At 52.8% G+C, this 10,771-nt stretch carries 9 protein-coding genes and 1 pseudogene; 4 read left to right on the top strand and 6 right to left on the bottom strand.

The genetic code is table 11. The features are described 5' to 3' along the window. On the top strand, positions 1-902 hold a 902-nt coding region (locus Q0W37_RS14450; RefSeq protein ID WP_367186290.1), incomplete at its 5' end, for an Ig-like domain-containing protein. 129 nt (positions 903-1,031) lie between these two features. Here the strand turns inward: Q0W37_RS14450 and Q0W37_RS14455 are convergent. The 3 genes from Q0W37_RS14455 to Q0W37_RS14465 are packed head-to-tail and all read right to left on the bottom strand — an operon-like array spanning position 1,032 to position 4,464. After that, positions 1,032-2,504: a hypothetical protein gene (locus Q0W37_RS14455; protein ID WP_297702255.1), complete on the bottom strand. Its 1,473-nt coding sequence runs from the start codon at positions 2,502-2,504 to the stop codon at positions 1,032-1,034. Positions 2,505-2,550: 46 nt separating this feature from the next. After that, the gene (locus Q0W37_RS14460; RefSeq protein ID WP_297702256.1) at positions 2,551-3,651 is read right to left on the bottom strand and encodes a protein kinase; all 1,101 of its coding nucleotides are present in this window, start codon (positions 3,649-3,651) and stop codon (positions 2,551-2,553) included. Positions 3,652-3,669: 18 nt separating this feature from the next. Next, a complete protein-coding gene (locus Q0W37_RS14465; protein ID WP_297702257.1) occupies positions 3,670-4,464 on the bottom strand; it encodes a TIGR00730 family Rossman fold protein in 795 nt (264 codons plus the stop codon). A gap of 209 nt (positions 4,465-4,673) precedes the next feature. Between Q0W37_RS14465 and Q0W37_RS14470 the strand changes: the two genes are divergently transcribed. Continuing rightward, positions 4,674-4,886, top strand: a complete 213-nt coding sequence (locus Q0W37_RS14470; RefSeq protein ID WP_163436563.1) for a hypothetical protein — start codon at positions 4,674-4,676, stop codon at positions 4,884-4,886. Between the two features lie 195 nt (positions 4,887-5,081). Here the strand turns inward: Q0W37_RS14470 and Q0W37_RS14475 are convergent, their stop codons facing one another. Together Q0W37_RS14475 and Q0W37_RS14480 are read right to left on the bottom strand one after the other, a co-directional pair. Then, positions 5,082-7,655, bottom strand: a complete 2,574-nt coding sequence (locus Q0W37_RS14475) for a TIGR03960 family B12-binding radical SAM protein (protein WP_297702258.1) — start codon at positions 7,653-7,655, stop codon at positions 5,082-5,084. Positions 7,656-7,730: 75 nt separating this feature from the next. Next, the gene (locus tag Q0W37_RS14480) at positions 7,731-7,928 is read right to left on the bottom strand and encodes a ferredoxin (RefSeq protein ID WP_173352825.1); all 198 of its coding nucleotides are present in this window, start codon (positions 7,926-7,928) and stop codon (positions 7,731-7,733) included. 294 nt (positions 7,929-8,222) lie between these two features. Here Q0W37_RS14480 and argB point away from each other — a divergent pair, with 294 nt between their 5' ends. Both argB and Q0W37_RS14490 read left to right on the top strand, forming a co-directional pair. Beyond that, positions 8,223-8,999 (top strand): acetylglutamate kinase, encoded by a 777-nt coding sequence (argB, locus tag Q0W37_RS14485; protein ID WP_297702259.1) that lies wholly within the window; start codon positions 8,223-8,225, stop codon positions 8,997-8,999. Further along, positions 8,980-10,191 (top strand): acetylornithine/succinylornithine family transaminase, encoded by a 1,212-nt coding sequence (locus Q0W37_RS14490; protein ID WP_297702260.1) that lies wholly within the window; start codon positions 8,980-8,982, stop codon positions 10,189-10,191. Before argB ends, Q0W37_RS14490 begins: the two co-directional genes overlap by 20 nt. Before the next feature lie 113 nt (positions 10,192-10,304). Here the strand turns inward: Q0W37_RS14490 and Q0W37_RS14495 are convergent. Next, positions 10,305-10,771 (bottom strand): annotated as a pseudogene (locus tag Q0W37_RS14495) (radical SAM protein); the annotation flags it as partial.

A 10,771-nucleotide genomic window follows, 5' to 3' on the forward strand; every position in this document is an offset into this window, starting at 1 on the left:
TCTTTACGCCTTCTTATTCTTACGAACTACGCAGCAATTCAAGCCTTCCTACCGACCTCCCGAAACTTGTGGGCGTGGGTGGCCGCTACGGCAAGATGCCTGAATACAATCAGGCTTTTGGAATGAGTCCGGTCGCAGCCTCTGTAACGGTTGTCGCGAATCCTTCGAAAAATGCGGTTTCCTTGACGGCGTCCGTGAAGAACAATAGCGGCGCTTCCATCAAGAAGGTTGATTTCTACATCGGAACGACGCTTGTGGGTTCTGCAACATCAAGCCCGTACACGGTGAATGTGTCGGATGTTTCTGGCGGCACCTATAGCGCCATCGCCGTGGCGACGGATGCGAATGGACTTGAAGGCGTTTCCACGTACATGACTTTCAATGTTTCCGGTGAACATGTACCGACGGTGGGGACGCTCACCAAGAACGGGGCGGGTTCCTCGAACCAGCGGATTACCTTGGGTGAATCCATTGTGGCGTTCAGCTACGTATGGGGAAATTCCGAAGGCGTGACCGTAACGGGACTTCCGAATGGTGTCAGTTACTCAATTAACGAAAGCGAAAATCGTGTGTCGATCTCAGGAACTCCGACGGAAGCAGGCGAGTACGTCTACACCATCGTAACGGTCGGTGCCGACTCGAATGCCTCGGTAGTACGCACGATTTCCGTTATCGATCCGAATGCTCCAGCAAGTTCTTCGAGCGGCGAGGAATCAACAACCTTCGGTAATCGGTCCCTGAACATTGCAACCGAGGCTGAAACCTCCCTCTATCGCATCTTCGATATGCAGGGACGCCCGTTGTTTGTTGGCGGACATAAACCGGCGAAGATGCCTGCTGCCCGTGTCGTCGTGGTGGAGTATACAAAAAACGGCGCCCTCAAACGCCGCTACATACAGTAGTAAAGTCATTCTCGACCGAAGGGAGGCCGAACAGCACTTGGTTACTTGTAACCTTAGTGCGCATGGTCCCCGGACGGGGAAAATCCAGTACTAGATCCCGTCGCTACGCTCCAGGATGACACGTTCGTGTCACTTTCTGCTGTCCAGTATCTTCTGAGCCTGTTTGGCAATCATGTCGTTGCCGTTCATCTCGATGACCTTCTTGAGTCGGTTAATGCCGTCTTCGGTCTCGATGTTGTTCGTGACGCAGATTTCTCCTAGAACGTAAAGGGCTCGCCGAGCGAAGTTCTTGTCCTTCTCGCGGGAAAGTCCTTTTTTCAAAAACAGGATGGCCGCTTCGGGGGAATTCTTCGCCTTGGCAATTTCGCCCCATTCCAGCCACTGGTTGCTCATGAGCTCGATATAAAGTGTCGGGCTCGTCATGCGTTCGGCAAGCGATTTCACGAGGGCTCCGTCTATGGGGTGTTCCTGCAAAAGTTGGGTCATTGCCTGGGTGAGCTGGCGCTGTGCCTGGTCGAACTGCCCGATTTTGGCGCTTGCAAATCCGGCTTCAATCAGGGCTCGCGTCTTTGCCTTCATTTCTGCCATCGGGTTGCGGCTTGCTACACGGCGAGCTCGTTCGTCCAGCGTGTCGCGCTTGATCTCGCTCTTGGTTTTCCTTCGCGTTTCAATCTTGAGTCCGGCAAAGGCGCCTCCGGCAAAAGCGATCGGGGAAAGGACGGTGACGGCCCCGAAAATTCCCGGATTGATAAACCAGTTGATTCCCATATCCAAAACGAGTCCCGTAAAGCAGAGTGCTGAAACAGGGGAAGAAACCATGTCTTTTCGAGGCGCGAATGCGGTGGCCCCGAGTAGGAACGTAAGGGCGATGCTCATGCCCATGTAGCGTTCACCGTCATAGTGGTCGAAGAAACTCGTTCCCGTAAGAATCGAAACCAGGACGCCGCCGAACAAGGCGAGTGCTGCGATGCTGCCCCACAAGATATACCATTGCCAGCGACGTTCCAGCTGGATGGTTGCAAATACAAAGAAAATGGCGAAAACAAGGAAACTCCATACGCTCGGGAAAAGCATCCAGCTGGTAAGCAGGCGGTCGTAATCTCCTTTCTTGGGAATGAACGCCATGTGGTAGCGTGTAAACTTGTCGGTATAGTTGTCTATCCACTGGTCGAGTTCGTGCTTAAAGTCGGCTTCGCCAGGGTAGCGGTTGTGCTTTTCGATAAAGGCCTCTTTGCCGCCCTTGGTCTCCCACCATTCGCGGAAATCCTTTTTCATGATTTCGATGCGGTCTTCTACCATGTACGAAGGCTTTTGGGCAAGCGCCCTTTCGCGGAACTGGTCGAATTCTTCGTTGCGGATTTTTTCGGTCGGCTCCAGGCCCACGGACCTGAATTGCTCCGCGCCCGTTTCTTCCCACCATTGGTTGAACGACTCTTCGATACCGCTTTCGTAGCGATACTGGTTGATAAGGGGCATCACTCCGGTGATGGCGTTGAATATGCCGATGCCAATGATGATGACGAAAGTCAAGTAGTGGATTGGCTTGACCTTCTTTAAAAAGAACACTAAAGATTTTTTAAGGATACGACGAAACTTTTTCATATCCTGAATATATAATATTGATTTTCAAAAGAAAATTTTATTTTTCTTAAAAGCGGTTGTATTCGCGCAGCTGGTTCCACAAAAAGTCGGTGTTCACGTCGCGGTAGCCCTGGGCGTTGACTCTTTCGCGCAGCTTGTGTGCAATGTCGAAAAGATTGGGACTGTTCTGCATGCGTTCGAAGCTGTCGAAAATCGTGAGGTTGTCAATCCATTGCGTGAGCTCGGGGAACCTAGGGTCGTGAAACCTATTCTCGCGGCCTGACTTCAGGTATTCCAGGTAACGGTCCGTGATGCGGTAACCGTCTTCGATAAAGATATCCATCGAATGCGGGAAAAGGGGTTCGCCCGTCAGGTATTCATGGACAATGATTCCGAAACTGAAATAGTCTACCGATGTCGATAGGTTTTCGCCCATAATGGCCTGTTCCGGTGCGCTATAGCAGGGAGTCATCTGGCCGCCGTATTCGGTGACCGTCTCGCGCATTTTTGCCTGGGCGTAGCCGAAGTCGCACACGAGAATCTTGTGGTTGTTCTTGTGTTGCGGATTTTGGCAAAGCAGAAGGTTCTTGGGCTTTAAATCCTTGTGGACAATCTGGTAGTAGTGTAGCTGGCTGATGGTATTGGCGAGGTAGGCGAGTTGCGCCACGCGGTGAAGCACCTCGTCGTCGGTCAGGTCTTTCTTGAAAAGCCTGTCCAGCGAACAGCCCTTGATAAATTCCATTTTCAGGTACGGGTGCCTGCCTGCAATTCCTCCGCCCATGCTTTGCACCACGCCCTCGATGTTGGTGGCGTGTACAAGGTTGTTGATGCGGATTTCGTCCTGGAAAGCGCTCAGGAGCATATTCAGACGGTGAAGCCTGTTCCTGCCGGGGGAGGCCCAGAACTTGCAAATCTTGACGACGATTTCCTGCTCGACATAGCGGCTCGGATCGTTCGGGTGTTCCAGCCAGTATTGGGCACGGTAGAGGTTGTTCGTGCCTTCGAGCGTAAGGGGTTCCACCAACTGGATGTGTTGCATGGCCCCGTTATGTAGATATTCGGGATTCTGGTCAAACCACCGCTGGTATTCTTCCATGGTGTAGTTTGGGCGTAGAGCCAGATTTCTGGATACGCGGTCTAGAGTCTCGGCCAGAAAATTACGAATCATGCCGTAAATGTAGAAAAACTATTCCATCGTTTTTTCGAGCGCTTCGGTAATGGCCTTGTAGGCTTCGTCCACGGTGTCGCACATGTGGAACAGCTTCAGGTCATCCTTGTCGATCATTCCGGTATCGGCGAGGTGCTTCCAGTTGATAACCTTGTTCCAGTACTTCTTGCCGAAAATCACGACGGGCATTCGGTCGCCGTATTTCTTGGTCTGGATAAGCGTCAACAGTTCGAACATCTCGTCGAGGGTACCAAAGCCGCCGGGGAACACGACAAGCGCCCTGGCGAGTTTCATGAACCAGTACTTGCGGATGAAGAAGTAGCGGAACTGCAGGTTCAGTTCGTCGTCGATGTAGGGGTTCGGATGCTGTTCGAAGGGGAGCTTGATGTTGAGGCCGATGGAGGAAGTTCCCACGTCGTTTGCGCCGCGGTTGCCCGCTTCCATAATGCCGGGACCGCCACCGGTCATGATGGCGAAACCCTTATGCTGCTTGTTTGCCCAGCGCCCAAGCTTGGCACCGAGTTCGCGGGCGGCGTCATAGTATTCGGCGACAGCTTCGAGCCTTTTGAGTCGTTCCAGTTCTTTGGCGTTCTTGCATTTTTTGCGACGCTTGAGAATCTCGCTCATGGGGAGCGTACGCGCCGAACCGAAGAATACGATGGTGTTCTTCACGCCTTCTTCTGCAAAAATCAAGGAGGGACCCATGAATTCTGCGATGATTCTGATGGGACGCCCTACATCGCTGTCGATAAATTCCATATTGTGGTAAATCATTTTACCCGGTGTTGCCTTGATGCTCTTTTTCGTCGCCATAAGAAACTCCTTTGCAAATTAATGACTTCGTTTCCCTGTTATGTCATCCTGAGGTGGTCCGACAAGCTTGCTAACCTTATTAAGGTCCCTGAGCCTGTCGAAGGGCGAAGTCGAAGGATCTGTTATCAAAATAATCTTTGGTATATCAAAAAGCAACAAAAAAACGCTTTTTTTCTACTTGCAAGCTAAAAAATCTTTATATTTGGGGTATGCTAGTTAAAATTTGGACCGACAGCTTTATTATTACCGGTGAAATCGATACGCTCCGCGACGAGCGCCTCACGGACTATATCCGCGAAAACAAGGACTTTATTGCCGTCACGCAGGTGCGCGTGAGCGACAAGAGCGAAAAGGACCTGTTCCGCACTCACTTCCTGAACGTGAGCACCCGCCACATCGAAATTATCTTACCAGCTGAATAAAGACCGCTCGCGCCCAATTATATCAGTTCGTACCCTGAGCGCTCGCTCTCGCCAACACGACTCGCTTGCGCAGAGTCGCTTATGGCACACAGAAAGACCGAATCGTCTAAAATCAACGGTCTCCTTACTCTAGAGCCGATTCTTTCGCCAACACGACTCGCTTGCGCAGAGTCGCTTATGGCTCACAGAGTTGCCTTAGAACTCCATCGCGATTTTCTTAATCAGGTAGCGGCGGGAGCTTTCGTCGAGCTTTTTCGGGTCGAATTCCACACCCATCAGCGCTGCGTAAATATTGAACGGACTCACCGTCGTTCCCATGTTATTGCACTTCACCTTCGTGATGATGGCGCCGCCTGCAATCTGGATTCCAAGCAGGTGTTCGTTCAAGTTGATTTCCTGACCGCGGTGGTTGAGCACTACGGGTAAGGTCTTGCTTTCGAACTTTTCCATGATGCCTTCGGGAATTGCGTCGGGCGTGAACGAATAAATCATTGCCGTCGGCATGTGCTTGCTGAGCTTTTCCTTGAGCGGCTCGATGTTCACGATTTCCATGCCGCGCGGGAACGGCCTTGAAAGTTCGGCCATGATCTTCGGCAAGTTCTCCTTGGAAATGTCAAGCGGTTGCAACAGGTCGACGCTGATGACTTCGCAATAAGTTTCAAGACCGAGCGGTAACGCGCCCATGTTCGAAATACGCGGCTTCGGGCTGAAGCCTTCGCTGAACTTGATGGGAATGCCTGCGCAAAGGAACGTGCGCTCGAAGAACGAAAGCATATTCTGGTGCGGCAGGAATCGGCTGAGGCCCGTCTTCTTGAAAGTAATCTTGTAGCTGTGGCAGCTCTTTTGCGTGGGGCGGCGTTCGGCGACAAGCTTCTTGATTTCTTCGGGCGTGCGGCTCGGGGCCTTGTGGCGCACCGGGTCGTTGGCGAGCTTGATTTCTGCGCCGAATCCTGGAATGCCGCACTTCTGGCAGTCGCCCCATTTGCAGTTGGGCACCGGCGCAGAATCTTCCTTGAAGGCCTTTTCCCATTCGCCGCGCAGATATTGCTTGGAGGTTCCCGCGTGAATGAAATCCCACGGGAAAACTTCGTCCTTTTCGCGCATGCGGTACACCCAGCTGGTGTCGTAGCCACATTCTTCCCAGACCTGCTGCCATTTTTCGAAATCGAATCGGTACGAGTCGCTTTCGAAGATGATTCCCTTCTTGTAGGCAGCGTAAATTACGGGGCCGAGCCTGCGGTCACCGCGGCTGTAAATCGCTTCGAGGAAACTCGTTTCCCAGCCGGCCCAGTTCACTTTCACGTTCGGGTGCTTGAAGAATCTTTCGCGCACGTAGCGGATGTGCTTGAGGGCGGTTTCCTTGTCCATGAACGGTGCCCATTGCAGTCCCGTAAACGACTTCGGAATCAGGATACCCATACTTACGGCAATCTGGCATCCTCGCAGGTACTTGCGGCCGATTTTCACGAGGTTCTCGATCAGGTTGCAGAACGCTTCCATGTCTTGTTCATTTTCCGTCGGGAAACCGATCATCGTGTACAGCTTAATCTTGTTGAACCCGCTGCTGAAGGCGTGCTCGGCGGCGTTGTACATGTCCTGGTCGCTGATGGTCTTGTTGATCATCTTGCGGATTCGTTCGGAACCCGTTTCGGGAGCGAAAGTTGCGCTGCGGCCACCTTTGAGGGCGGAAATTTTTTGGGCGAGCGTTTCGCCGAAAGCGTTCACGCGGATACTCGGAAGGCTCACGTCCACGGTATCAAAGAACGGGTCGTCAATGATGGAGTCGGTCAGGCCTTCTACGGGTTTATAGTCGGCGGTGGAGAGGCTGAGAAGTCCCAGTTCGCGTTCGCCGGTCGCCTTGATGCCTGCCTTCGCGATATCCAACACGTCATCGGGATCAAGTTCGCGGCAGGGTCTGTACCAGATGCCTGCCTGGCAGAAACGGCAACCCTGGGCGCAGCCGCGCATCACTTCTACGCTGAATCGGTTATGCACCAGCTGCATGTTCGCAATCAGGTTCTTGATGGGGTAGTTCTTCGGATCCATCACCGGAATGAACTGGCGGCGTACGCCGTTCGTATTCTGGTAGCTGCCCTTGGCGGGTTCTGCGGGAACGATGTCGCCAAATTCGTTAGTGACGGTAGGACGCAGACTCGGTACGTACACGCCGTCTATTTTAGACAAGTTCTCTAGAATCTTTGCGCGGGGGAGTTTTGCCTTGCGGCCTTCGCCTACGCAACGCAGGAACTTGACGATCATGTCTTCGCCGTCACCGATCATGAAGGCATCAAAGAAATCTACGACCGGTTCGGGGTTTGCCATGGCGGGGCCGCCTGCCACCAGAATCGGGTCTTCTTCACGGCGGTCTTTCTGCCACACGGGAATGCGGGCGACGTCAAGCACGTAGGGCACGTTTGTAAAGTTCAGCTCCGTCTGGAGCGTCATGCCCACTACCTCGAAATCGCGCACCGGCGTGTAGGTCGCATAGCTGTACAGCGGAATGTCGTACTTCTCCATTTCCTTCGCCATGTCGTCCCACGGGGCAAACGAAACTTCGCACAGCAAATCCGGCTCGCGGTTAATCACGTGGTACAATATGCGGATGCCGTTGTTGCTCATGCCGATTTCGTACTTGTCGGGGAACACGAACGCCATGTTGCAGAGCATCTGGCTGTGGTCTTTCACGACACTGTTCGCTTCTCCACCCATGTATCTAGCGGGTGACTCAACGGCGGGGAGAGCTAATGCAATTTTTTCGAGGATAGTCATAGGCATAAATGTAGATAATAAAAAAGGCCCCGTCTAGCTTGACTAGACGGGGCTTTAAAAGTATCTAGAGTATCATTACTCGTACTTGATCACGCCGGCCGGGCAGCTGTCAGCAGCGTCCTTGATTTCGCTTTCGTAAGCAGAAAAATCAACGCCTTCCTTGACCTTCATCTTTTCAGGAACTTCGAACACTGCGTCGCAAGTAGCTTCGCAAGCGCCGCAGGAGACGCATTCGTCACTGGATTCGTCCAGCCAAACTTTCGTGATTGCCATAATATACCTCTTGTGTCTTGGTTGAGTTTATGTATGTAATATAATAAAAAACTTAGTGTTGGATGAAAGAAAATTTGAAAAAACACTTTTATATTGATTAGTCTGTGTGCTTAAATATGTTTTTCGTAATGAATTTTTGAAATTGTCACACGGATATGAAAAATCTAACGATTTTTCTATAGGATTTTGCGTTAGCAAAATTGAATCCGAGAGACATCTATAATGCTTCTTTTCTAAATTTACCTCCAAAATTTTCAACGTCTATCAAAATTCACGAGAGGAATTCACCGAAAGATGAAAAAAGTGGTTGTAAAAATTGGTGGCAGCTTGGCAATCGACGAAGCCAAGCTCGCTGATTTTGTGTCGGCAGTCTCTACCCTCCCCGGTAGTGGCTGTCAGGTGGCCGTGGTTCACGGCGGTGGCAAGGACATCAACGAGAATATCGCCTTGCTCAAGGAACAACCGACATTCATCGACGGCCTCCGAGTCACGACCCCCGGCATCATGAAGATGGTCGAGATGACTCTCTCGGGCCACGTGAACAAGAAACTCGTACGCATGTTGCTGAACAACAACTGCAACGCCATCGGTATTTCCGGCGTAGACGGCAACCTGTTCCAGGTCGTCAAGAAGCAGGGCAAGGTGGACCTTGGCCTGGTGGGTGAAATCAAGCAGGTCAATCCGAAGATTGTCGCTGACCTGTGGAATGCGGGTTGGACTCCGGTGGTCAGCCCGATTTCCATTGGCGAGGGCCAAAGCTGGAACGTGAACGCTGACACTGCTGCAAGCGAACTGGCTGTGGCACTTGAAGCCGACCAGTTTGTGCTGGTGAGCGACGTGCCGGGCGTGATGGACGAAAACAAGAATGTAATTCCCGAACTGAGCGAAGCGGACGCCGAAAAGCTGATCGAAGCTGGCGTCATCTCCGGCGGTATGATTCCCAAAGTCCGCGAGAGTTTCAAGTCGATCCGACGAGGACTCAAGAGTATCCACATCGTGGGTTGGAAGGACGCGGAACACTTTGGCAAACAAATTAATGGAGATTTAAACTATGGCACAATCTTGCGCTAACCTGCTCGAACAGGACAAACAAATTATCGCGCCGCTCTACGGCAAGGCTGACATCAACTTTGTGGAAGGCGTTGGCTCTTACCTCTACGACGATCAGGGCAACAAGTACCTGGACTTCGTGGCTGGCATCGCCGTGAACGCGCTCGGTCACCAGAACCAGGCTATCAAGGATGCGGTGGTGGAACAGATGAACCACTTCAACCACATCAGCAACCTTTACCCGAACTACCCGCAGATCGAACTCGGCAAGGCCCTCCTTGAAATCACCAAGTTCGACAAGGCCTTCTTCTGCAACTCCGGTACCGAAGCCAACGAAGGCGCTATCAAATTCGCACGTAAGTACTTCGATCGGAAGGGCGAAAAGAATCGCCAGAAGATTATCACGTTCGTGAACAGCTTCCATGGCCGTACTTTCGCCGCTCTCTCTGCAACGGGTCAGCCGGCTATCCGCGAAGGCTTCGGCTCCATGCCGGGTGATTTCGTGCATGTCACGTGGAATGACTGCGAAGCTCTCAAGAAGGAAGTCAACAAGGACACTTGCGCTATCATGCTCGAAAGCCTCGCCGCCGAAGGCGGCGTGATGACCCTTTCTGCCGAGATGGTCGCGACCATCAACAGCCTGCAGAAGGAATGCGGCTGCCTCGTGATTGTCGACGAAGTGCAGGCAGGCGTGGGCCGTCTCGGAACCTTCCTCGGTTTCGAAAAGTATGGTCTGAATCCGGACCTCGTAACGCTTGCCAAGGGAATAGGTGGCGGTCTCCCGCTTGGTGCTGTACTTCTGCGTCAGCATATTGCCGACCAGCTCAAGGCCGGTGACCACGGTACGACTTTCGGCGGTAACCCGATTGCTTGCGCCGCAGGTCTCGCTGTCGTGAAGCAGATTCCGGGCCTCCTCAAGAATGTTGCTGAACGTTCTGCCCAGTTGAAGGCTGGCTTGGCCGCCCTTGTGGAGAAGTTCGGCTTCGCCAAGGAAATCCGTGGTGAAGGCCTGATTCTCGGTGTGGCACTCGCTGAAGAAATGCCGGTGGGCAATATCATTGCTGCCGCCCGCGCCGAAAAGCTCATGGTGCTTTCTGCTAAGGGCAACGTGCTGCGTATGTTGCCGCCGCTGAACGTGAGCGAAGCCGAAGTCGCTGAAGCGCTCGATAAGTTGAATGCTGCTTTTGAGGCTGCATCCAAAGTTGCGAAATAACCTGAATGTCATTCCCGCGCAGGCGGGAATCTCCCTTTCATGAGAAGAGCCGCAGTTCATCGCTGCGGCTTTTATAATCCTCATATCTCAGAGGGGCACAAGCCCCACTCTCGTTATTCCTTCACCGTCGGTGCCTGTCTCGCGACAGGAGCCAACTGGCCGTGTTTGCGGAACAGGTGCTTCACGAGCGTCCCGAATCCACGCAGCACGCGGTAGCGTTCACGCGGGTTCTTGATTGCCATGATGCCCTGACGCAGGATGTAGCTCGGGCGCAGGTAGAATTCGCGGCGGGCCTTGTCGCAGAAGTCCACAAGTGCCTGACTGGTGAGTTCTCCGCGCTGGATGGTGGTGCGGTGGAATCCGTCCTTGTCCAGCCACTGGTTGTAATCCTTTGTCTGCAATGCGCCGCTAGCGAGAGCTTCCTTGTAAGCCTCGGTGCCGGGGTAGGCCATGATGGGGTAGAACTGTGCCGTATTCGGGTTCAACTTCTTGGCGTAGTCAAGCGTCATGCGGAGCGTTTCCGGCGTGTCGCCCGGGTTACCCACCATAAAGCAGCCGTGTACCAGGAGTCCTGCCTTGC

The sequence above is a fragment of the uncultured Fibrobacter sp. genome (assembly GCF_947166265.1).
In the GTDB taxonomy this organism is placed as follows: domain Bacteria; phylum Fibrobacterota; class Fibrobacteria; order Fibrobacterales; family Fibrobacteraceae; genus Fibrobacter.

Bases quoted from the DNA above. Each gene is read 5' to 3' on its own strand.
- Q0W37_RS14455 (WP_297702255.1), bottom strand. From the start codon at position 2,504: ATGAAAAAGTTTCGTCGTATCCTTAAAAAATCTTTAGTGTTCTTTTTA.
- Q0W37_RS14460 (WP_297702256.1), bottom strand. From the start codon at position 3,651: ATGATTCGTAATTTTCTGGCCGAGACTCTAGACCGCGTATCCAGAAAT.
- Q0W37_RS14465 (WP_297702257.1), bottom strand. From the start codon at position 4,464: ATGGCGACGAAAAAGAGCATCAAGGCAACACCGGGTAAAATGATTTAC.
- Q0W37_RS14470 (WP_163436563.1), top strand. From the start codon at position 4,674: ATGCTAGTTAAAATTTGGACCGACAGCTTTATTATTACCGGTGAAATC.
- Q0W37_RS14475 (WP_297702258.1), bottom strand. From the start codon at position 7,655: ATGACTATCCTCGAAAAAATTGCATTAGCTCTCCCCGCCGTTGAGTCA.
- Q0W37_RS14480 (WP_173352825.1), bottom strand. From the start codon at position 7,928: ATGGCAATCACGAAAGTTTGGCTGGACGAATCCAGTGACGAATGCGTC.
- argB (WP_297702259.1), top strand. From the start codon at position 8,223: ATGAAAAAAGTGGTTGTAAAAATTGGTGGCAGCTTGGCAATCGACGAA.
- Q0W37_RS14490 (WP_297702260.1), top strand. From the start codon at position 8,980: ATGGCACAATCTTGCGCTAACCTGCTCGAACAGGACAAACAAATTATC.